Genomic DNA, 25219 nt, shown 5'->3' with positions numbered 1-25219 from the left:
AGAGCCCACTCAACCACTGCGTCTTGCTCGACAATCCAAAAATAATTGAGAGGCTAGGACTTTTGTCCCAGCCTCTTCAAATTGTAGATAAAGTCATCTTAGAAACTTTCCGCCGTGAGATAAGTGCTAGAAACATTCTTGTTTCTAGCACTCGGGAGTTTTGGAACCTTAGGTCCAAAACTAAGTCATGGAACTTCCTCGAAGTTCGCTGACGTCCGTACTCACCTAAGGAAAGTTTCAATAGATGTCTAAGTAAGCCTAATAGTTGATATCTCTTTAATTTTTTAAGTATCATTTAGGTTGCATTAGGTAAGAAACAGATAGATTACATTCTAAAAGAAGTTGGAGAATACCAACTTCTTTTTATCCATTCTATTAGAAATTAGGCCTGTACGACCATCATATAAAGAAATAAGGATACGAGAAAGACAATACTAACAACAAGGGTCGCTAGCTTGAGTCCACGGTGGGACCGCCAGTAACTTGGTTTTCCTAGGTTACTGGTCGCATCTGTTGAGAGCGATTGTTGTTGGCGAGGCTGCAGGGTGATCAGAACCACAAGAGCGAGGGATAAGATCGAGATCCCGATTGCAAATACCATTTCCATCTTAGGATCCTCCTAACACTCTGAAGAGGGTAAAAATAACTCCCAGCAGAATCACCAAACCAATGATCACATTAAAAGTAACATTGATCTTTTCAGAACGTGTCGTCTTTTCTTTTTCGGCAGGACGGCGTTTGAGAGACTCCATCCGTCCTTCTACTTCTTTGTAAAATAAATCTTTCTTACGATCACTCACTGTATCCACCTATCCCTTCTTGCAAGCGAGCTTTGAAAACAGCTGGCTCAACGCTACTTGATTGGGCAATTTGTTGCGCAATGGCTTCTCTGTAGTTATCCACAGATTGGTAGATTTTCTGGATACGGGACACCATATCTGCTTCTTTTCCTTGATCAAAGATATTGGCTTGTGCGAGGAAGTGACGGTCATGCAGGGTATGGCTAAAGGCAAGGATGACTTGCTGGTGTTCGAAGGCCTTGCGAACAATGCCTTGTACCTCTGCATAGTGGTTGATATCCAGATAAATACTAGAGACCTTAAGCAACTCTTTGATCCGCTCTTGACTGATATTTTGGTACAAGACCACATTTGGGTAGCGGACCATAGACAAGAGGCTCGCAGACATCTCCGTCAAAGCTGCTACACGGAAGGTCACATTTGGCAAGTTCTCTACTAGGTAGGTCAAGGCTTCGATCTGATCCGAATTGGTCAAGACAAAGGCGTCTTTACGGATATCGTCTTTCACCTTGAAATCATACAGGTAGCCAAGGGGACCAAAATAGCTATGCTGATCTTGCGAGGTCAACTGCAAAGCACGATGATAGGTCGCGTTTTGCGGAATCAAGATCTTCTTGGTCCGGATTTCTGGGCTCTTTAGAATCAACTGCATGTTGCCCGGAAGGCTGTCGTGAAGAGGCTCTTGCCACACCAGGACGTCGCGTCCTTTGATGCCTTTATTGCCCAGCTGGAGACTAATGCTAAAGGAGGTAGCCAGCGTATTGTAGACCAAACCATCTAGATCAAAACCACGATACTCTAGATAAAAGACAAAGTAATCTAAGCGATTCTTGAAAATTCGCATGGGTTGATGGTCCAAGGTCAAGATCAAATCCCCTGTTTGGTGATTTTCTGTCAAGCGCTCGGTATCCCCTTCAAAATAAGTAGTCACCAAATACTGTCCCTGATCGCCACAAGTCGTTACGGCAATCTTACGACCGTATTGGTCGTAGTGCTCAATCATGACCACTTGTCCCTTGTCATCTAACCACTCTAAGCGCTCGACGATGCGTTTGTAGGAAGCAGCGTGGTACACAATTCGAGCCTTTTCTTGACCATAGTAGGTCACTTTTCCCGAACTATTATCCCCAGAAACTTCCCAGAAATCAGGCACTGGAACTTCATTAAAGTAGCGACCGCGCTTCTCCCCTTTTGCTTGTCCTAAGAAATAGATAAAGGGAGATTCGACACCGTCTGGTAAGAAACCGTTTGGCTCCAAAACAACGGTCGGATGGTCAAAGCCAGACTCTTTCATGGAGTGGAGCAGGTCTTGGCTTTCACGAGAATAACTATCAAATACGTTCAGCATGTGTCACCTCTTCTATCAATTGTTCCCAAGCTTCTTCTACTCGGCTGGTCAAAAAGTCTTCTGCACGCGCATAAGATGCTTGACGCATGCTGGCTAGATCATCTTTTTTGTATAGCTGGATCATTTTTTCCGCAAAGGCAGAAGCAATCTGGTCGACCACTTGATCTGCTGAAGGCGGAATGAGATAGCCATTTTTACCTTCTGTGACAAAGGTCTGGTTGCCATAAGGAACGTCAAAACCGATAATCGGAAGACCAGAACCGATCGCCTCCATCAAGGTCAACCCAAAGCCTTCACTGGTCGACGCGGACAGGTAAACCTCATAATTCTTGTAAATTTCCTCTAGATTGGCATGCCCTTTGAGATGGATATAGTCTGCTGCCCCCAATTCATCAATTAGAGAACGCAACTTGCCTTCTTCTCCACCTTTTCCATAGATGTCAAAGGACAGCTCTGGCAATTCTTTTTTGGCGCGAACCACTGCTCGCACCAACCAGTCAATATGCTTTTCTGTCGCCAAACGAGAGGCAGTAATCATAGAAAATGGGGTGCGATTTTCGTTTTGTGGTAAGCTTGCAAGACTCCCAACTGGAATGGTATAGATAGCCGGCTGATGGTTGGTGTATTTGGCAAACTGCTCGGCCAAGATTTCTTTTTGGCGGTCAGTCGCAACAATAAAGAAGTCTACCTTATCTGCATTGGTAAATTGATACTCGTAGTAGTTATTCCACAGGATATACTGATCATCGACATTATTGGCACTGAAGTGCTCGGCATGGACGACCACACCTAGGCGGGCCTTTTGTGCTTCTTCAAAGATAGGCTGACCGATATTGGTTTCCCGATCCAAAATCACTAGATCTTGTTTGGTCAATTGAAGGGTCTGCATGAAGTAGCGGATCAATTCTTGGCGACCAACCAGATAGCGATCAGGGAAACGATAGACCTCTCGGCCATCTGCCATCTGCATGCTATAGGCAACCGTCCCGTCTTCATTGTAAAAGCGGCGCTCAATCAAGTTGGCTTGATTGTTCTTGGGAATAAAGTACTCTGTACAATAGCGGGTATAGGAGAAATAATCCTTTCTCACCAAGATTCCTCTAGACACGTACTCGCAACGTTCGACATAGGGACTGTTTTCTGCGCGCAGGTAGCAGGTCAAAAAGTTGTCCTGGTCCTCATAAAAGAAGCGCTTGATCTTGCCATCGACCTCTTCACGCGTCGGTTTTCCGGCAAATCCTGCTAAGACCTGATCGATGGTATAGGTGGTTGGTGCAATCTTAATATCTGTAAAATGGCTGTAGAGCCAGATAATTTCATCATTTTTAAAACCGATATTTTCTGTCAAATGCTGGATATTATCGGCTAGAATCATATCCATAAAAACAAATTTAGCTGGTTGATGGATATTGCGTAACAACTGGGCACGGTAGGCCTGGGCATACTCAACACCACTGCTGGCCCAACCGATTCCAAGGTTGATATTGTATACTGTCATAATGTCCTCTTTTATGGGAAATGCAAGACAATTTCCCCTTTTTTATTGATTTCTACTCGACTTAGTAAGAGATTGCGGACCATTTGTTCTTTGGCCGCCTCTTTCATTCGTTCAAAGGATTGGTAGGCTTCTTGGAAAAATTCTACCAAAGGGTTTTTCTGACTGGTGTACTGACCGGAGAGCGCCATGCGCAATTGTTGCAGATAGTCTACCTGCTCTACCCAGTTTTCATCGATAGCTTTTAGGATGGCCATGCGCTGGAATTGGGCGATCACCTCATCGGTGCCTAAGATCTCATACTTAGCTTCTAACTCGCTTTTAGCAATCTCCCATAAGAAATTCTCTTTGGTTTTCTTGCTACGGAAGGTTTGGTGGGCCTTTTCTGGATCCACTTGGTAACTAACATTGTCTAACATATAGCGATAAAAAGCTACCGGTTCCTTGTATTCTTTTTTATGGGCTACACTTGAAAAGACGGAACGAAGCACTTTTTCAACGATATCATCCAGGCGTCCTTCTTGTTTGATCAAGCGGTCGCGCTCTTCGTAGACGATGGCACGCTGAATGTTCATGCTTTCCGCAAATTCCAGCGTCATCCGACGACTGGCCTGACCAGAACTTTCACTAGCATTTTGAGCTCGTTCCACCAAGTTTCTATACTTGCGCTTGGTCAGAGCTTTGGCTGAACCAATCCGCTCATCCACATCATAGTCTTGATAGGTATCCTGGATCCAGTCTGGCCCCCAGTTTTTCATCAAATCGTCTTCCAAAGAGACGAAGAACTTGGTCAAACCGGGATCTCCTTGGCGACCTGAACGTCCCCGAATTTGAAGGTCAATCCGCTGGTTCATCATCCGCTCAGTCCCAACAACCACCAAGCCACCTAACTCAGCGACTCCTGGTCCCAACTTGATATCGGTTCCCCGACCGGCCATTGAGGTCGCAACCGTCACAGCTCCTTTTCGACCTGATTCCTTAATGATCTGGGCCTCTCGAGGAGCATTGTTGGCATTGAGAAGATTGTGTGGAATTCCTTCCCGCAAAAGAAGGTTCGAATAAAGAATCGACATTTCAACCGATCCGGCAAAGACCAGAATCGGATTGCCCTTTTCGTGGACCTTCTTCACATAATCCAAGGAAGCCACGATTTTTTCCGGCAAGGTCTGATAGATTTCATCCGGCAAATCCTTGCGGATCTTCTTGCGATTGGTTGGGATCTTGATCACTGACATGGCATAGGTATCAAGAAACTCTGCCTCAGCGACCTTCCCAGTCCCGGTCATGCCACCCAACTTCCGAAACATCTTAAAGAGGTTTTGGTAAGTAATAGAAGCCATGGCCCGTGTTTCTTGGGTCAGCTTGAGACCCTCTTTAGCTTCAATCGCCTGGTGGAGTCCTCCTTGCAAGCGCGTCATTTCCATCAAGCGACCCGTCGCCTGGTCTAGTAAGACAATCTCCGGTTGCCCTTCAACATTGGGATGAATGACATAATCCTTATCCTTAATAAAGTTTTTATTGGCCTGCAGGGCTAGGCTGATATGGCGGACCAAGTCACGGTATTGGGGATCATAGAGGTTGGGAATGGCTAGAAAGGCTTCTGCTGCATGAGCTCCTTTTCGAGTCAACCAAACTCGTTTCTTTTCTTCATCAAACTTGAAGTCTTCCCCTTCTTTGAAGGTTTGGATCAGGGTATCAATAATCCCATAAAGGTTGGACTGAACCCGAGGAGAACCAGAAATAATCAAGGGAGTCTGGGCACTATCTAGAAGCACCGAATCAATCTCATCGACAATGGCGTAATTGAAGTCAGCTAAAAACTGGCCATCTGCCGAAGCCGTCAAGTTCTCTGTTAAATAGTCAAAGCCTAGACTGGTATTGGTCGTATAAATGACATCTGACCGGTAAATCTCCCGTTTGACTTCTGGATCTAATTCTTCGTCTTCTGATTGTTTCAAGGGAACGCCGACAGTCAAGCCCAAAAATCGGTAGACCTGTCCCATCTCTTCTGCATCCCGAGTTGCCAGATAGGTATTGGTCGTAATAACCATGACCCCTTTGCCCTCTAAGGCATTGAGATAAACTGGCATAGTTGCCGTCAAGGTCTTTCCTTCACCGGTATTCATTTCAGCGACATTGCCTTGGTGGAGGACAATTCCTCCCATGACTTGCACGTCATAAGGAAACATGCCCAAGACCCGTTTATCGGCTTCCCGCGCAACCGCAAATGCTTCCGGTAAGAGATCATCCAAGGTCTCACCCTCTGCTAGACGTTCCCGAAATTCCACAGTCTTCTCCTGTAGTTGTCGATCCGTCAAGCGGGCCATGTCATCCTTCCAGCTATTGACTTCTTTTAAGATTTTTTTGATGTTTCTTAATTTAACGTAATCCAATGTAATCCTCTTTTTTTTGCAGTGATGTTCGTCTATTCGAGAACTTCTGCTCCCTCAGACGATATTGGTTGAATCGTGAAATAGTGGAAGGTAAACTCTTGCAAACCTGCACTGAGCAATCGCACTTCATAGGCGTATGCTTGATCTGGATAGGTAAACGGCAAGCGACCTTCTGGGGTTACGCGACGGCCAACGACCTCTCCAAAGCGATCTTTGAAGATGATTTCTACCATAACGGTATGAGCCGGAGTCGCTTCCATCGTGATAACCAATTCATAATCTTGCTCTCTTTTGAGCAGGGGCAGACTAGGAATTTGACGAGTTGCGCCAAAATTTGTCTGCGAATGCCAAGTTTTCAGCACTTGACCAGATGGCATGAGGGGGTTCTGAAACTGAACGCTTCCTTGGGCCGTCGCTTGAATGGTCGACCCCCAAAGATAATCTGCTAGAACGGTATCGCCCCAGTAGATTCGTCTGCTTTCATTTTCTTTTATTTTTATCATTGGTTTCTTCCAAAGTCTCTTTCCATGATTTCTTTGTACTGGGTCACAAACCACTCAATGATTGGACCACTCGCATCATTGTGTCGACCGGCGCGGCTGGTACTGATAATACGAACCGGTAATTCATACAAGGCCTCTAAAATATCTGGATAGGCCTGCTGGTCGTAGTCATCATCTCGCATATAGGCAAGGGCTAGAATGGTATCCTTAAAGTCCGCTTTTTCAAACCGGTCCCAGAAACGTTGATTGAGCTGGCCGATCCCTTCTTGTGATACTTGGCCGATGATCAACTGCATCATATCTAGAGACGTTCCAAACTCATCTGGACGTTTAAATTTCAGATTGGCAGCGACATCCCCCAGGTTGACAATGGGTTTTCCAACCAAGATCGCATGAGGAGAATAAAGAGCACCATAGTAAAGGGCGCCAAAGGTCCCCATGGACAAGCCAGAGAAATTCATATCTTTTGGCTCAAAGCCGAGCAAGTCCAAGTGCTGATCAATAAAGGCAGTGACTTGATTTTCCAATTCTTCTGAGCCCATATAGAAGGATCCACCTTCCAGTCTTGGGTCAGAAAAGAGAATAAAGGGACTCCCCATCGCACGCAACATCCCAAACCCTTCAAAACCTTCGGCCGGGCGATACCCAGAGAAGTATATGTTTAAAGGCGGCTTCATATCGCCAGGATGGAAATAAGCAAAAATTTCTTGGCGTTTGTGGTCCCGTAGCGTCTTAGCTCCTACGGTCATCTCTCCTAAAGGACCATGTGACAAGCGCTTATGTAAGGCTCCGATCGTAAGCGTCCCCTCTCCTCTTGCTTCCAGCGAAAAGGCTAAGTAATAAGGTTCTGCTCCGTCCAATTCTAGTGGTTGCTCCATCTCTTCTTCTGAAAAGACCGAATCTTTGACCCAATCACCCAAAGCTCCAAAGCGGTAAAATTGAATCCGCAGTTGTAGCTGACAGCTAGGATCTTTTTCGTATTCCAACCAAAAATTGATGGGGCGGCTAGCGTCATACACATAATTGTAAACCCACTGGACAATCGGCGTAAACTCTTCCCCGTATGCTCCGTCAAGCTTGAGGAAATGTTGCCCCAAGACTGTTTGCTGACCAGCAAAATCAGGTCTCACTCGCAGGTCACGAACCGTAAAGGCATCTCCATATTGATTGTCGTATAAAAAGCGCTCTAAGACATAGAGAAATTGATGCTTGTTTGAGAAATCCCAGGGTCTTGCTTGCTTGAGTCTTAAGAGGTGGGCCAATTCGTCAGAAGGTGCCTCTAGCTTACGGCTTTCATCATAAAAAACGGTATAAGGCTGAAAATAAGTCAGGTCTTCTCCTAAAGCCAACAAATCTTCTGGATTCTCTAGGATCAAGGCTTTAAATTTAGAGATTTCCACTTCTTCCATATAGTCTTTGAGCGATGGAAGATCCGTTACTTGAAAAAAGTGCCAGCCAAGTCCAGCAGGAAGTTCCATTTGATCCTGCCAGCTACTTGAGCCGATTTGGAGAATATGGGGTATCTGTAGTTTTTTATCCATGACGTTCTTTCATCCATCCTTCCCATTTCTCGATCAAGCGTTGACCGGTGTATTCTTGAATTTTTTCGATTGAGTAGACCAAGGCTTCATTCCAAGGCTTCAATTCCAATAAGAAGTGCGTGATTGCCTTTTCTAATTCCTTGTCTCCCTTTGATAAGACATAGCCGTTTTTCAAATGATCGACATATTCTGTCTGGACGCGGTTAACCTGAGGAATCCCAGCAGAGATCCCTGCAATCTGCGTGTAGAGGTTGGGTTCCTCGCTTAAATCTACAATCAAGCGGGTTTTTTCCAATTCTTGAATAATGTCATTTTCATTTGAAAAATTCTTAACTACAAAGCGATAGTCCGGTGCGTCTTGTACAGACTCTTCATCGATGATCTGGTTTTCCCCAAGCCCTTCCATTTGGGCTGGTGATTGAACCAGATGCAAGTCCTGCTCGCTAGCGATCAATTCCTCGAGTTGCCCTTCTAATTCCTTCACCCGCTCCGGTGATCCATTGTAAAATGCAAAAACAACTTCGAATAAGGGATGTTGCGCTAAAATTTCCAGAACCTTCTTGAGCTGGCTCTTACTTGGAAGCTCGGCTTCATTGACATAAAAGTAAATCTTTGATTCCTTGCGCTCCTGACTAGAACCCAAACGAAGGCGGGAGTCAAAAGAGGTAATCCGGTGTGTCTTTTGAGCCAAGCTAGGAGAAAAGACCCCAATCGCTTCTTTGGTTTTTTCACTATCTGTAATCAAGAGCTGGGCATCAATCATATCAAAATAGAGGGCAAAGTTTTCGGCAGACAAGGGCTGACGATCCCCATAGAAAGACAAGACTTTCTTGACGCCACTTGCCGTATCTTGTAAAAAGGCCAAATTTGCTGGATGAGCTGCCAAAACCAACTGGTCTCGTCCTGGAACCAAGGTTGCTAGCTGCTCCTTCATTTTTTCAGCGACAACGTCTCCCATATTGGCATAGCTTTCTTTTTTGAAGGCATGAAAGAAAGCTTCATTGACCATGACGGAGTGGTTCTCTTCGATCAACATCTCTCTCAAAACCCATTGTCCATCAAAACTCAGATACTCTTGGAAATAAGGTTTCCCCTCATTGTAGTAGATTCGGCTAGAGATAAAGCCACGATCATCTAAGTACTCGATGTAGCTGATCTCGTCATTCTTATAACGGGTCAAAGAGAGAAGGTTTCCATCCACTCCCATATCAATTTTTGCTAGGCGTTGACCCTTTCGAAATGCCATTACCAAAAAGGGAGTGTAGGAAAAAGTGGTCTCACTCGGCCATTCGATGTCCCGAAGCTGAACTGGGTGCATCGCCAAACTAGACGGAACCTTTTGGATACGATCAAAAATTGAGAGCACATCTGTCTCTAACAAATCTTGGCGGTGTAAAAAATAGCGCAGTTGCGGACTATATTGAGGCAACAATAAGATCCGATCCATTTCTGCTTCTTGAAAAATACGAACTTGATTAATGGTATCATCAAATTCAATGGATTCTCGCATCCAGTACCAAGGGGTAGCTGTTTGCTGCCAGATGCGGTCCGTTCCATACCAGGCTGGTACAAAATAATACATGGTTACTCCTAGAATATTCTTGTATAACGTTGATTGACACGAAGAGCACGAATTTCTTCTCGGATATTGTAAATCATCCCGACAAACATGAGGAAGGTTCCTGGAATCATGGTCAAGCGCAAAAGATCTTTATCCCATAACAAGAGGGAAAAAGGAAGCGCCGTAAAGAGGATCAGATACAAGGTCCCAAAAACCGTCAAGCGTAGCACAATTTTATTGATATAGCGACGTGTATCTGCTCCAGGATAGACATGATCGATATACTCGGACGCCTTCATCATCTTATCTGCAATTTCTTCTCCGTTCACATTTACAAAGGCGAAAGCAAAAGAGAGAAGGGCGATCATCAGAATGTAAAGAAGAATCCAAATCGGATCTCCCATCACCAAGTGTTTGGCTAAATGAGCGGCCCACTTGGCATTGGAATCCATAGACAAGATCAACAGCAGCGCGTACTGAGGAATGGACACCAAGGTCATGGCATACATGAAGGGCATCCCTCCTGCTGGGTTGAGCTTGATATCCAAAAAAGTATAACTTTTCAAATTGTTGTGGATTCCTAATTTATTGACAGGAATCTGGTACTTGGAATATTCCACCAAGACTGCCACATAGACAAAAATCAAGATAAAAATCACGCCCAGAACATAAGCGATCTCTGGTATATTATTGACACTTGAAAGGGTCTGCATCACGTCTTCTGGAAGATACATAACCATCCCAGCCATCATGATCACCACAGAACTTCCAAGCCCCAAAGCGGCATTTAGATCTGAGAGCCAAACTAGAAAGAAGGCTCCAGCTACCATAATCATGGTATTGACCGCAATGACAAGTCCGGAGTTCAACCCTGTCTTCAAGGGGAGATACATGGCCACTGCCAAGGACTGGACAATGGCGAGTGCCAAGGTCACGTACATCTTTCGCCGCTCCACAATTTCCGAACTGGTTTTTTCGAGGTTAAAGCGTTTTGAAACGGTAAACATCCGCCACAAAATCATGGAAGACATCCACGGGGATAGACCGATCGAAAAGATTGACATTCCGCGGAGGTTCCCCCCCATCACAGCACTTGAGAGCTGTAAACCGGTTGTCGTTCCCTCATTGAGTCTCAAGGCCTTTGATAAGTCAACAAAAGGCAAGGAAATTTTACTTCCTAAAACATAAATAAAGACGAAAAATATCGTCCAACAAAATCTCTTTCCTACTTCAGATCGTTTTAACATTTCTTTTAAACTTTCTCTTACTCATTTTGACTCTTCCACCTGGGGAATAGCCTTTAAATATGTGCCTTTAGAGCATTTTATCTCAACTTATTTTACCATAATTTGCGACTTTTCCAAACTCATTTGTCACTAATATTTGATAATATTTCAAATTTCCCATTTGGTACCGTATTCAACAAAAAATCCTTCAGATGTTTATCTAAAGGATTGTTCATTGAATGTTATTCACCCAAGGCCATGATGGTATCGACGAATAATTTCTTTGTGAAATAGCCATTGCGGATCAAATAAGAAGTATAGTGAGCTTTTTGGACCATTTGGGCATACGCTTCCTCTGTGCAGTCTTGAACCAAACGATTGGCTTCTTCAAGACTAGATGCTACAAAACCAAGCCCTTTTTCTCGAATATAGTCTGCATTTGACAAATAGTCTGGCACGACTACCGGAAGACCTGCGGATAGATAAGTTGATAATTTGTAGGAAATATTTTCTTTGTAGTAATCTCGCTCATCCTCAGGATTCTCTGAATTTCCCCAGACAAGCCCAAAACCACCCTTAGAAAGCTCCAAAAGCAACTCTTGCTTGGTCCGCCAGCCTTCCATATGGACCTTGGAATAATCAACTCCTTCAACTGGTTCGGTATAGACATGAAGGGGTGTATCATATTTCCAGTCGATGATATGAGGGAAACGCGAAGGATTTCCTGAGAAGATCAGTTTTTTCTCAAATTGCGGGTTATAGAGATCCAAACTGTGGGTCAAATCCCACAACTTTTGGACCACATATTTTTTAACTGTAAGCCCTTCTGACACCAGATGATGGTACATCTGTTCTGATGGAACAACGACCAGATCACTCTGATTGTACATGTCGATATAGTTAGGCATTAGGTAATAATTGCTCTCAAACATGAGTGGTGGAACATCATGGATAAACATGACCAGCTTGGTTTGAAGGAGTTTTAACTTATCAACCAAACGGCGGTCCCACTCAATTCCATTCCAAGAAGGAGATTGAACGAAGACGATATCCCCAAAAGCAACGCCTGCTAAAATCCCATCCATCCGCGAATTCAATTCGCTAGCCGGCTCATTGCTATGATCATAAAAGTAGATCCCTAGTTCATTAACCCCAAGTTCACGAACGACATTCATAATATCGTTTTGTGCCATCAGGGCAACACTTTTCGAAGATTGACCAAATAAATTTGTAAAATGGATTTTCATCTCTTTCCTCTGACTCTTCTTTTTTAATCCCATATTTCCTGAAGATATGAAGGCAAACAGAGCTTTTCACAAAGTAACCTTTTTCATATCCCTCAACGAAAACTTCCTCATTCATTATAACATATTTCCCAACTTCTTAGACATTCTAGATCAATAAAAGACCGGTTCATTCCGGTCTTTTAAGGTTTTATTTGCCATCTTTTTTCCGAATTCCTAAAAGGGCTAATCCAGACAGAAGAATGGAAGCTCCTGTAGCAAGAATATTAGATGAAGGATGGGCACCTGTCTCTGGAAGAGCAGGTCCGGAAGAATGCGTTGCAGTTAGCGAGCTTGTGTCTGATGGAGATTCTGAGTAAGAGGTGCCAAACGAAGACACGACAGACTCCGAAGAACTTGTCACAGCAGAGAAACTTGACGCATAAGACACACTGATCCATTCAGAAATTTCCTGCGATAAGGATTGACTCTCTGTCGATGATGCGCTTATAGAATCTGAAACACTCGTCAAAGGAAATTCAGATACTGGCATGGACGTTGAAGCCGATTCACTTGCTGAAAGGAGCGAAGTTGATTGGCTATAGGAGTCTGATTTTGAAACAGATGTTGACGCTAGAGATTCTGAATAGGATGTCCATTGTGAAGCAGATAGACTCTCAGAAACGGATCGAGAGAACGATCCAGACTCTGAAACCTGCGATGCAGCTACAACATGAGAAGTTGAAACTGATTCGCTTGTCGAAGCAGAAGCTTGAACTAATGAATCTGATTGACTTGCAGAGACTGATTCTTGAACCAACGATTCAGATTGACTTGAAGAAACTGACTCTTTAATCAATGTCTCTGACTGACTTGCTGAAACTGACGCTTGTACTAAGGAGTCGGATTGAATTGCCGAAACGGATGCTTGGGCCAAGGAGTCGGATTGACTGGCAGAGATAGATTCTTGAGCCAATGAATTTGATTCACTTGCCGAAACGGATGCTTGAATCAGCGAGTCTGACTGACTGGCAGATACAGATTCCTGAACCAATGACTCGGATTGGCTAGCCGATACTGAAGCTTGAACCTGCGACTCTGATTGACTAGCTGAAACGGATTCCTGAACCAAGGATTCTGATTGGCTTGCCGATACCGATACTTGAGCCAACGAGTCTGATTGGCTGGCAGAAACTGATTCTTGTACCAGCGACTCTGATTGACTGGCTGAAATCGACCCTTGAACTAGCGAATCGGATTGACTCGATGAAACGGAGTCCTGAATCAACGATTCGGACTGACTAGTAGAAACGGACGCTTGAACCAAAGACTCGGATTGACTAGTTGAGATCGACTCTTGGATTAGCGATTCTGATTCACTTGCCGAAACGGATGCTTGGGCCAAGGAGTCGGATTGAATTGCCGAAACGGATTCTTGTACTAACGAGTCTGATTGACTAGCTGAAATCGACTCTTGAACTAACGATTCTGATTGGCTGGTCAATACAGATGCTTGAACCAACGAATCCGATTGGCTAGCAGATACTGAGGCTTGAACCTGCGACTCTGATTGACTGGCCGATACAGACTCCTGAACCAATGATTCCGATTCACTCGCAGAAACTGACTCTCGCACCAACGATTCTGATTGACTCAATGATGTTGATTGCAAATCAGTCGATACTTGCGATTCCGACTGACTCATTGAATCAGAACGAGAAAAGGACATAGATTCTGTAATTTGAGACTTAGATTCGATATCAGAAGTAGATTGCGATTGACTTTCGGAAACTGATGCTTGAATCAAGGACTCAGATTGACTCGCGGAAACTGACTCTTGAACTAGCGAATCGGATTGACTCGCGGAAACTGATTCTTGAATCAGCGAGTCTGACTGACTGACAGATACGGATTCCTGAACCAATGACTCGGACTGACTTGCGGAAACCGACGATTGAACCAAGGAATCAGATTGACTAGCTGATACGGATTCTTTGAGCAACGAATCGGATTGGCTAGACGATACAGATGCCTGAACCAACGAGTCGGATTGGCTTGCAGAAACGGAGGCTTGTACCAATGAGTCTGATTGACTAGCCGATACGGATTCCTGAACCAAGGAATCTGACTGACTCAACGAAACGGATTCTGACAGCTTTTTGCTCATCGAAATAGATTGTGACAAGGAAATCAGTTGAGAAACCACTTCCTCCGATCCAACCGCTGATGTCGACTGCGATTGAGATACAGAAATTGATCCAGATGCTAAATTAGATAAGGATACCGACTGACTCAACGAAACAGATTTAGAGGCTTTTTCAGACTCACTCTTAGATGCTGATGCTGCTTTTGATTGTGAGTCGGATTGACTTGCCGATACAGATTCTTTAATCAATGACTCTGATTGACTCGCTGAAATCGACTCTTGAACCAGCGACTCTGATTGGCTTGAAGAAACTGATTCTTGAACCAAGGAATCAGACTGGCTGGCCGATAAGGATTCCTGAACCAAGGAATCTGACTGACTTGCAGAAACTGAGGCTTGAACCAACGAGTCGGATTGACTCGCCGATACTGATTCTTTAACCAGAGACTCAGACTGGCTCGCAGAAACTGACGCTTGGACCAGCGAATCTGATTGACTGGCAGATACTGACTCCTTAATCAAGGACTCTGACTGACTGGCAGAAACCGATTCTTTAATCAGCGACTCTGAATGGCTGGCCGATACAGATGCCTGAACCAGCGAGTCTGATTGACTGGCGGATACAGATTCTTTAATCAAGGACTCTGACTGACTTGCGGAAACCGATTCCTGAAGCAACGATTCAGACTGACTGGCAGATACGGATTCTTGAACCAAGGAATCGGATTGACTAGCTGATACAGATTCTTGAATCAAGGAATCGGATTGACTAGCAGAAACGGACGATTGAACCAACGACTCCGACTGGCTGGCTGAAACTGATGCCTGAACCAACGAGTCTGATTGACTGACGGATACTGATTCTTTAACCAGCGACTCTGATTGACTAGCTGAGACTGATGCCTGAATCAACGAGTCTGACTGACTTGCGGAAACCGAGGATTGAACCAAGGATTCTGATTGACTTGCGGAGACTGATGCCTGAACCAACGACTCCGACTGGCTCGCAGAAACTGACGCTTGAACCAGTGATTCAGACTGGCTGGCTGAGACTGATGCCTGAATCAACGAATCTGATTGACTGGCGGAGCTAGATGCTTGTGACAAGGAAACGGACTCGCTAGCCGATACAGATTGAGACAATGAAATTGAATCTGAAACTAGAGATGCTGACGTTGAAGCTGAGAAACTTTGAGACTGCGATGCAGATTCTGACGACGTCATTCTCCGATAATAATAGTTCACGCTCGTCAGTGGATTTGAAACAACCATTTTTTGAATGGTTTGTTTAAAGTTAGAAAAGCCTTCTGCTCCTTGAGGTGTCGCATCTTTCCCAACAATCATAGTCTGATTGTTACCGAGAAAAGCTGATTTTGGAAGCTCTGTGAATGGTTTTGGAACCGTGTATTCTTTCCCTGTATTTTCATCAGTATAGGTGACAGTTTCCTTAGCCGAAAACCATCCGGTAATCTCTAACTCAAAATGACGATCATCCACCCGTTTTGGCGTAACATTCAAGAAATAATCTTTGTTCTTACTTTCAACTTTATTCGTTCCACCTAAATCAGAAAGGGCATCTGAAACATCTTGTTTAAACTCTTTTTCATAAACAAGGGTATACTTATCAAATACCGCCTCATTCCCGACATCGAGATTCGAAACGTTATAGACTTTGGAAGGATCCAGAACGTAGTAACGAAGGATGTAGTCACCGTTTTGACTGGTTGTAACAACTTCACTTCTTATAAAATGCTCACGCGCATTTCCATATAATTCCACTCGGCGTGTGCCAACCGTACTATTGTCAAAGATCCCAGTTGTTGCTTTTTGAGCCGAGTTCACTACCGGAACCTTGACATATCCTGCAATATCACGAGCATTGGAGGCCGTATAATGCTGACCTTCAATCCCGTATTGGGTATACTCTGCTAAGACTTCTTCCTTCCCAGTTGGCGTGTATTCTCCATCGACCCATTTGCCTGCTGGATCTACCACTTTGTAGAAAGTCGACTGGTGCCCCCACATAGATGGAACCTTGATTTCAGCTCTCGAAGTCAATAGTTCCCCTTGTTTCGAAGGGTTCATTACATCATATACATCACGTACAAGGAAACTTGTCTCAGGACTAGCGTAGGTACCTAGATAAACATTCCCAGGTTTCCCATCATCAGCCTTACTATAGGCAAACATATTCCCCAAAGGAGCTTTCTTAATCAACACTTCGTTAGGTAGTTGGAACTGCGTGCCCCCAATGACATTTGCAGAGAAGGTTTGAGAGAAAATCTCAGAACCATCTGATTTTTTTACAATACGGAAATATACATCATTTCCCACATGGGTATTCGGATCGGTATCGGTACGATTGACAGACAAGGTCGCATAATAGCCGAGTGATTCTCCTGTTTTATTAACAAAATCCCAAATCCCAAAGGTATAGCGAGTCGCATCCGTATCCTTCTTATAAGCAGCAATTTCTTCAGGTGTTTGGTTAACATAGCGCTTATCGATATGAGGATCTTTGGCAACATCTGTAGCTGTTAGAGGGGCATCTTCAACACTAGCACCGTTGCGATCATCCATGTTTGGTGTAATCTCTAGATCTTTGCTACTACTCTTAGCCACCTCAGCAATGGGAGCCAACTGAGCAGAGATCGCAGGTTTCCCATCTACATTTGTATTTCCCACAAAACCTGCAGCTGTCAAGGTCGTCATCATCTCATCGACAGCTTTCTCCAAGCGATCGCGCTGGTCAGCATAAGCTTGAGCGCTGGCATTGGTGTGGATCAAGTTATTGCTTGCAGTCACTTCGGCCTGCACTTTGTTAATGACCGCTTCGACCACTGCTCGGCGATCGGTGTCCGTCATTTTAGATGCGTAATTCCCTGCAATTTCTTGAAGCAATTCAGCTTCAGAGGTATTTTGTTCTAAAACAGTAGCTTCTTCTAAACTAGTCGGCTCTTCAACAACTACCTCTGACTCTAGAGCTTGAGCAGACTCGCTAATTGCCGTTGATAATGCAGTTGATCCAACTTCGCTCAAGGACAAAGAGGTGGATTCACTGATCGAAGCAGACGCACTCTCAGATGTAGAAAAACTAGTTGATTCTGAAACAGAGATGGATTCTGAAGGCTGGCTTGAGGTTTTCGCTAAGACCACACTATCCACTTCTGCCAAGGTTTCCTCTTTTGTCTCGGAAACCGTTGGTGCAAGTGATGTTGCATCCTCCGCCTTAGCAGTCGTAGCAAGTACAGCACCACCAAATACAGTCCCTACCGTAATCAAACCTTTTAAGAAGGCTTGGTTATGCTTTTGACTTTCTATTTGATCTTGCTGTACGTTGGCAATGATGGTCTCCTCCACTTGCCCACGCACCACGCGAAAGAGGCCTAGAGCAGCCGTTGATGCCCGAAGCCAATTTTTTCCTGATTTAATTAATTTGAAGCGTACGACACGATCTGTTTCACGAAAGTTTCCTTTTGAACGCTTAAATTGCATGATATTCCCCTTACATTGTAGTCATTATTCATTATACAGGAATACTACGTAGATTCAAGTAATTTGCTACAAAAAACTTATATATTATCGTTTAATTTTCAAATTTTTTTGTAACACATAAAAAATAATTCATTCTACTAGTAAAAAAGTGAATCTCCTATGAGATTCACTCGAAAAAATGATTTTTCCTACTAGATCAGTTCCCCTTCTTTTTACGTCGGGTAAGTCCAGCAATTCCAGCTAACCCTGTAACAACCCCAAGAAGGGCTGATGTTACAGATCCTGTTTCGCCAGTATTTGGAAGGGCCACAGATTGGCTGTGTTTTTGTGATCCACTTGCTGATTCTGATGCAGACAATGACTCTGAATGAGAAATTGATTGGCTCATTGAATTAGAGTATGAACCGCTACCAGATGTTGATCCTGATTGTGATTGACTCACTGAAACTGAAGTACTTACTGATGTTGAAGTTGATTCAGGGACAGAGGTACTCAATGATGCTGACTCAGATGCAGAGACTGATGTCGAAACTGAAAGCGAAGTAGAGACTGACTGGCTTTCTGATACTGAACTGCTCAACGATGCTGACAATGATTCGGAGGTCGAGATTGATTCAGATGTTGAGACTGATTCTGAGGTAGACGCTGACACAGACGTTGATACTGATTCCGACGCTGATACTGACTCTGAGGTTGAAACTGACTCTGACGTTGATGCTGATTCTGATGTTGACGCTGAATCGGACGCAGAGGCTGATTCTGAGGTTGAGACTGATTCGGACGTCGAAACAGATCCTGAGGTTGAAACCGACTCTGATGCAGACACTGATTCAGAGGTTGATGCTGATTCAGATACAGAAACCGATTCGGACGTAGACAATGATTCAGACGTTGATGCTGACTCAGAGGTTGAAACTGACTCAGACGCCGATACTGATTCAGATGTTGAAACTGACTCTGAGGCTGACAATGATTCGGATGTTGATTCAGACTCGGATGTCGAAACTGATTCTGAAGTTGAAACCGACTCAGACGTTGATGCCGATTCAGACGCTGACACTGATTCGGATGTTGATACTGATTCGGATGTTGATACTGATTCTGATGCAGAAACTGATTCGGATGTTGACACCGATTCAGACGTAAACACTGATTCGGATACAGATGCCGATTCAGAGGTAGACACTGATTCGGATGTTGATACTGATTCGGATGCAGAAACTGATTCGGATGTTGACACCGATTCAGACGTAGACACTGATTCGGATGTTGACGCTGACTCGGACGCAGAGGCTGATTCAGAGACTGAGAATGATTCTGATGTTGACACTGACTCAGACGCCGAAACTGATTCAGAGGTTGAGACAGACTCGGATGCAGAAACTGATTCAGAGGCTGAAACCGATTCGGATGTTGACACCGACTCAGACGTTGAGACAGACTCAGATGATGATACTGATTCAGATACAGAAACCGATTCGGATGTTGACACCGATTCAGACGTTGATGCTGACTCGGATGCTGAAACTGATTCAGAGGTTGAGACTGATTCTGATGTTGAGACTGATTCTGAAGCAGATGCTGATTCGGACGCTGACACCGATTCAGAAGTTGACGCTGATTCAGAAGTTGACGCTGATTCAGATACAGAAACCGATTCGGACGTTGACACTGATTCTGAGGTCGATACAGATTCAGAGGTTGATGCTGATTCTGAGGTTGAAACTGACTCAGACGCTGACACTGATTCAGATGTCGATACAGATTCGGACGTTGATGCTGACTCCGATGCAGAGACTGATTCGGACGCAGAGGCTGATTCTGATGCCGATTCTGACGCTGATACTGACTCGGATGTTGATGCCGATTCTGAGGTTGAGACTGATTCAGAGGCTGACGCTGACTCCGATGTTGATGCCGATTCTGATGTAGATGCAGATTCAGAAGTAGACACTGATTCTGATGTTGACACTGACTCGGACGTTGACACTGATTCAGATGCTGATACCGACTCAGACGCTGATACCGACTCAGATGCTGAAACTGATTCTGAGGTAGATGCTGACTCGGATGTCGAGAATGATTCAGAAGTCGAAACGGACTCGGATGCTGATACTGATTCCGATACAGAAACAGACTCGGAAGTCGACACCGATTCAGACATTGATACAGATTCTGATGTAGATGCTAACTCGGATGTCGAGACTGATTCTGACGTAGACACTGACTCAGACGCTGACACTGATTCGGACGTTGATACTGACTCAGAGGCTGACGCTGATTCGGACGTTGATACTGACTCAGAGGCTGACGCTGATTCGGACGTAGACACTGACTCAGACGCTGACACTGATTCGGACGTTGATACTGACTCAGAGGCTGACACTGATTCAGACGCTGATACTGATTCGGACGCTGAGACTGATTCGGACGTTGATACTGACTCAGACGCTGACACTGATTCAGACGCTGAGACTGACTCAGACGCTGATACCGACTCAGACGCTGACACTGACTCAGAGGTTGAGACTGATTCGGATATTGATTCAGATTCTGATGTTGACAATGATTCGGAAGTCGAAACGGATTCTGACGTAGACACTGACTCAGACGCTGACACTGATTCGGACACTGAGACTGATTCTGACGTAGATACTGACTCAGACGCTGACGCTGATTCGGACGTCGATACTGACTCAGAGGCTGACGCTGATTCAGATACAGAAACCGATTCGGACGTAGACACTGATTCTGACGTAGATACTGACTCAGACGTTGAGACCGATTCAGACGCTGAGACTGACTCAGACGCTGATACCGACTCAGACGCTGACACTGACTCAGAGGTTGAGACTGATTCGGATATTGATTCAGATTCTGATGTTGACAATGATTCGGAAGTCGAAACGGATTCTGACGTAGAAACTGATTCAGACGCTGATACCGACTCAGACGCTGACACTGATTCGGACGTTGATACTGACTCAGAGGCTGACGCTGATTCGGACGTCGATACTGACTCAGAGGCTGACGCTGATTCAGATACAGAAACCGATTCGGACGTAGACACTAATTCTGACGTAGATACTGACTCTGACGTTGAGACCGATTCAGACGCTGAGACTGACTCAGACGCTGATACCGACTCAGACGCTGACACTGACTCAGAGGTTGAGACTGATTCGGATATTGATTCAGATTCTGATGTCGATTCCGATTCAGACGTAGACACTGATTCAGAAGTTGACGCTGACTCAGATGCAGAAACTGATTCTGATGTCGATTCCGATTCAGACGTAGACACTGATTCAGAAGTTGACGCTGACTCAGATGCTGAAACCGACTCAGACGCTGAAACTGATTCTGAGGTAGACACTGATTCTGATACAGAAACCGATTCAGACGTTGAGACTGACTCGGACGCAGATGCTGACTCAGACGTTGATACAGATTCTGATGTAGATGCTGACTCTGATGTCGAGACTGATTCAGAAGTTGACGCTGACTCAGATGCAGAAACTGATTCTGATGTCGATTCCGATTCAGACGTAGACACTGATTCAGAAGTTGACGCTGACTCAGATGCTGAAACCGACTCAGACGCTGAAACTGATTCTGAGGTAGACACTGATTCTGATACAGAAACCGATTCAGACGTTGAGACTGACTCGGACGCAGATGCTGACTCAGACGTTGATACAGATTCTGATGTAGATGCTGACTCTGATGTCGAGACTGATTCAGAAGTTGACGCTGACTCAGATGCAGAAACTGATTCTGATGTCGATTCCGATTCAGACGTAGACACTGATTCAGAAGTTGACGCTGACTCAGATGCTGAAACCGACTCAGACGCTGAAACTGATTCTGAGGTAGACACTGATTCTGATACAGAAACCGATTCAGACGTTGAGACTGACTCGGACGCAGATGCTGACTCAGACGTTGATACAGATTCTGATGTAGATGCTGACTCTGATGTCGAGACTGATTCAGAAGCAGACACTGATTTAGACGTTGAAACTGACTCAGACGTTGAGACCGATTCAGACGTTGAAACTGATTCAGACGCTGATACCGACTCAGACGCTGACACTGATTCTGATGTTGACACCGATTCAGAAGTAGACACTGATTCTGATACAGAAATCGACTCAGATGCTGAAACCGACTCTGATGTCGAGATTGATTCGGACGTTGAAACTGACTCAGACGCAGAAGCTGATTCTGATGTAGATGCAGACTCGGACGCGGACAATGACTCGGATGTTGATTCAGACTCTGATGTCGACACTGATTCAGACGTTGAAACTGATTCAGATACAGAAACAGACTCAGATGCAGATACTGATTCGGAAGTCGACACCGATTCAGAGGTAGAAACCGACACCGAAGTTGAGGCTGATTGACTCTCTAATACGGAAGTGCTCAACGATGCTGATTTTCTAGCGGACTCACTCAAAGATACTGATGCAGACTCAGATTGCGATTGGCTTACGGATTTTGAAGCCGACTCGCGAGTCGATTGACTTAGTGACTCTGATACCGACTGTGAAAGCGATGCTGATGCTGACTGACTCACTGAAACAGAGGCGCTCGTTGAAGCAGATGTCGAACTTGAGACAGACTGGCTAACCACCTTGGATACACTCGCCGATACCGAAGCAGACTGCAAGGCACTGACACTTGCAGACGCTGATTCCGAAACCTTCACAGATTCAGATTTTCTTGTCGATACAGATTGACTCGTTGAAGCGGATTGAGATTGAGAAACCTCCTTGCTCAACGATTGACTGCGAGATAAACTAGCTTGAGCTGAGACACTTGCAGAAGCTGATTGGCTTAATGAAGCTGACAAACTTTGTGAGCGAACCGAGCTCAGTGACTGGCTCAATGAAACGCTCTGCTGAGCCGATACGCTCTGAGATTGCTTCGCACTTAAAGACTGACTGATCGATTGCGAAGTCTTCGTAGATGCACTCTGACTGCTTGATACAGACTGACTGTGATCGCTATCTGACAGTTTCACCGCTACGACATTGGTCGTACTATCTTTATAAGTAATGGTGACTGTACCATCACTATTAACCGTATAGGACTTAATCCGGTTGGCCACCTCTGGATTAACAGCCGATACAGCAGCAATCACCTTGCTCTTATCTGCATCTGTCAATGCAGTTAGACTCGTCACCTGAATAGTGCTTGTCGGCGCCACACCTGGTGTACGATCAGCGAGACGCCCCTGAGTAATCCGAATCTCACCCAAACCATTTGGACGGTTCATATTGGAGGCATTGTCAATAGCCGCTACGTTGCGTTGCCATGTATTTCGGTAGGTATGGTAAAGATCATCCTTCAAATGAATGGTCGTTGTGATGGTTGCAGGGTTCGCACTGGTAGCCGTAATATCGCCCGTGATAGGAGCAATATTACCAGTTCCGTACTGGCTACTACCAAAGAAATTCCCGTTCAAAGCATTGTCGTTCAGATCCGCTCGTGCAACGACTTTCATTTCTTTCAACTTGCCACTGTCATCAGTAGCTGTAAAGGTCACAACCGCATCATCACCAGCGTAAATAATATAATTCTTCCCACCACCTTCAAGAGGGGTTGATTTCGGTTCCACACCATTGACGGTCAACTTAGCCGTCACTTCAGGACGCGTTCCGTCAGTTACAGCCACGGAATTACTGGCATCTGAATACACCGCATAATCACCATACATGATGCGAGCTTTGGCTGTTACACCACCCGTTTGTAACTTAACAGTCGGCGTCACAATCGCTTGACCCGAAGCATCTGCCACAGCTGTTCCCACTTCGTCGTCATTATTGTATAGAACGACTGTAGAACCTGGCTCAGCTCCTGTCACCGTTACAGGTGTCTGTGTGTAAGCCTTATCCAATAATCTCGTTTCAACAGTTGGTGCTGCAAGTCGCTTCACTGGAGCCGTCACATCATTTGTAGTGTTATCTTTATAGGTAATGGTCACCACACCAGATGATGAAACGGAATAAGATTTAAAGTCCTTTGAAGTGGCAATATTGGGGTTAGCAGTCTTAAACGCTTCCCAAATCTTCTCTTTTTCAGCCTGGGCCAAGTTAGTAGTATCATTGACAAAAGTCGCTGTCGTCACAGCCGTAATCGGATTACGAATGCCATCATTTTGCGGCAAAACCTGAATGCGTAGCGTTCGTGTCACTGACTGCCTAGCCGTATTGGTCACTACAAAAGAAACATTATAAATTTTCCCAGGCGTTACGACCTCTGTCTGCCCAACAGTTCCCATGATATTAAAGGCCACTGCACTATTTTTCAAGGCCGACGTCTGAGGCACATTGATGCCATTCACACGATCACTACCAGAAGCGTAGCCAATGCTCTTAATACTATTTCGTGTAGGAATGGTTTCCACAACATTATAAGCCTGATTAATGTAATCAGAGTTATAAACAGAAATCAAGGCATTGTTGGCTGGCCCTAAATTATACTGGGGTGCACGGAGACTGGTATCAGCATCTATACGATTCCCGTTACGTGGATCCCGTTGGCCAGATGTCGCACGAAGCACCGCATTGGCCAAGCGATTGCGAGCACTCTTTGCTTGACTTTCTACAGCATCGATTTGAATTGCGGGATTGGACAAACCAGTACGAATAGCTTCTAAAGCCAGATCTCCACTTTCAATAGCAGATTCCGTCCCAGGGATTTCCAAAGCCTGCGCACGATAGGTGTATAAATCCAAAGCCAAAACTTGCAGACGCTTCACCTGGTCTTCCGAGCGATTGTTTTGAGCCTCTGCTACTTTCTCACTCGTTTCAGAAGTAGCTACATGAATAGTATCATTCTCTGAGAAAGTGCTACTAGCAATTTCTGAAGTGGACGGACTCGCTGAAGCACTGATAACATGAGATTCACTCAAAGATACCGATTGAGATAGAGAGACGCTTTCACTAGCTGACTCTGAAAATGAGATGGATTCACTCATGGAGTGATTCGCTGACACAGAGTCTGTGGTAGACGTCGTTCCCAAGACAAAGCTATCTTGTCCAACCACACCGGTCGATGGGCTGATTTCAGACCCAACAGTCGCATTCATTTCATTTTCCTCAGCAAATACTGGATTGGCAACCGTTGTCGCCCCAGCCAGAGCCCCTAGCACAACCATCCCTTTGACCAGATCCGCAGGCATAGAGTGTGATGATGCTTCGTATTGAACCACGATCTTTTCATCCACACCACCTCGCATGACACGAAATAGCCCTAACCGCGAGACAGATGCCCGTACCCAATTCTTTCCTGATTTGATTAATTTATAACGCGTGATTCGCTCCGTTTCGCGAAAATCACCCTTCGAACGTTTGAAAAACATGTCCGCTCCTTAAAAATAAGATATCGAGTTATTATACACTAATTTTCCCCAAAAGTAACTAATTAAGACTAGTTTTTAACATAAAAAACAGCACACAAAAAGAGAACCCGGAGGTT

The 25219-nt window shown here is 44.8% G+C and carries 12 protein-coding genes; all 12 read right to left on the bottom strand.

The window, feature by feature from the left end; genetic code table 11:
* Window positions 1-382: 382 nt before the first annotated feature.
* The 12 genes from asp5 to P5Y91_RS09845 all read right to left on the bottom strand — a co-directional run bounded on the left by asp5 (window position 383) and on the right by P5Y91_RS09845 (window position 25103).
* Window positions 383-607 (bottom strand): accessory Sec system protein Asp5, encoded by a 225-nt coding sequence (gene asp5 / locus P5Y91_RS09900; protein WP_003003038.1) that lies wholly within the window; start codon window positions 605-607, stop codon window positions 383-385.
* Between the two features lies 1 nt (window position 608).
* A complete protein-coding gene (gene asp4, locus P5Y91_RS09895; RefSeq protein ID WP_023919249.1) occupies window positions 609-809 on the bottom strand; it encodes an accessory Sec system protein Asp4 in 201 nt (66 codons plus the stop codon).
* The gene (gtfB, locus tag P5Y91_RS09890) at window positions 793-2148 is read right to left on the bottom strand and encodes an accessory Sec system glycosylation chaperone GtfB (RefSeq protein WP_195189322.1); all 1356 of its coding nucleotides are present in this window, start codon (window positions 2146-2148) and stop codon (window positions 793-795) included. The genes asp4 and gtfB overlap by 17 nt, the downstream gene beginning before the upstream one ends.
* Window positions 2132-3646, bottom strand: coding sequence for an accessory Sec system glycosyltransferase GtfA (gtfA, locus tag P5Y91_RS09885; protein WP_277839380.1), 1515 nt, complete (start codon window positions 3644-3646; stop codon window positions 2132-2134). Before gtfA ends, gtfB begins: the two co-directional genes overlap by 17 nt.
* An 11-nt stretch (window positions 3647-3657) precedes the next feature.
* Window positions 3658-6042 (bottom strand): accessory Sec system translocase SecA2, encoded by a 2385-nt coding sequence (secA2, locus tag P5Y91_RS09880; protein ID WP_080713437.1) that lies wholly within the window; start codon window positions 6040-6042, stop codon window positions 3658-3660.
* A 26-nt stretch (window positions 6043-6068) separates the two neighbouring features.
* A complete protein-coding gene (asp3, locus tag P5Y91_RS09875; RefSeq protein WP_277839379.1) occupies window positions 6069-6539 on the bottom strand; it encodes an accessory Sec system protein Asp3 in 471 nt (156 codons plus the stop codon).
* On the bottom strand, window positions 6536-8080 hold the full coding sequence (gene asp2, locus P5Y91_RS09870) for an accessory Sec system protein Asp2 (protein ID WP_277839378.1): 1545 nt from the start codon (window positions 8078-8080) through the stop codon (window positions 6536-6538). Before asp2 ends, asp3 begins: the two co-directional genes overlap by 4 nt.
* Window positions 8073-9662: an accessory Sec system protein Asp1 gene (gene asp1 / locus P5Y91_RS09865; RefSeq protein WP_277839377.1), complete on the bottom strand. Its 1590-nt coding sequence runs from the start codon at window positions 9660-9662 to the stop codon at window positions 8073-8075. The genes asp2 and asp1 overlap by 8 nt, the downstream gene beginning before the upstream one ends.
* 8 nt (window positions 9663-9670) lie before the next feature.
* Complete coding sequence (gene secY2 / locus P5Y91_RS09860; RefSeq protein WP_277839376.1) at window positions 9671-10888, bottom strand: accessory Sec system protein translocase subunit SecY2; 1218 nt, start codon at window positions 10886-10888, stop codon at window positions 9671-9673.
* Window positions 10889-11109: 221 nt separating this feature from the next.
* Complete coding sequence (locus tag P5Y91_RS09855; protein ID WP_277839375.1) at window positions 11110-12114, bottom strand: sugar transferase; 1005 nt, start codon at window positions 12112-12114, stop codon at window positions 11110-11112.
* Window positions 12115-12301: 187 nt separating this feature from the next.
* The gene (locus P5Y91_RS09850) at window positions 12302-17731 is read right to left on the bottom strand and encodes an accessory Sec-dependent serine-rich glycoprotein adhesin (protein WP_277839374.1); all 5430 of its coding nucleotides are present in this window, start codon (window positions 17729-17731) and stop codon (window positions 12302-12304) included.
* A 196-nt stretch (window positions 17732-17927) separates the two neighbouring features.
* Window positions 17928-25103, bottom strand: coding sequence for an accessory Sec-dependent serine-rich glycoprotein adhesin (locus P5Y91_RS09845; RefSeq protein WP_277839373.1), 7176 nt, complete (start codon window positions 25101-25103; stop codon window positions 17928-17930).
* Window positions 25104-25219: the final 116 nt, after the last annotated feature.

This window comes from Streptococcus taoyuanensis (genome assembly GCF_029589235.1).
In the GTDB taxonomy this organism is placed as follows: Bacteria; Bacillota; Bacilli; order Lactobacillales; family Streptococcaceae; genus Streptococcus; species Streptococcus taoyuanensis.
The sequence above is the reverse complement of the archived record's forward strand: the minus strand, read 5'-3'. Positions and strand labels throughout refer to the sequence as shown.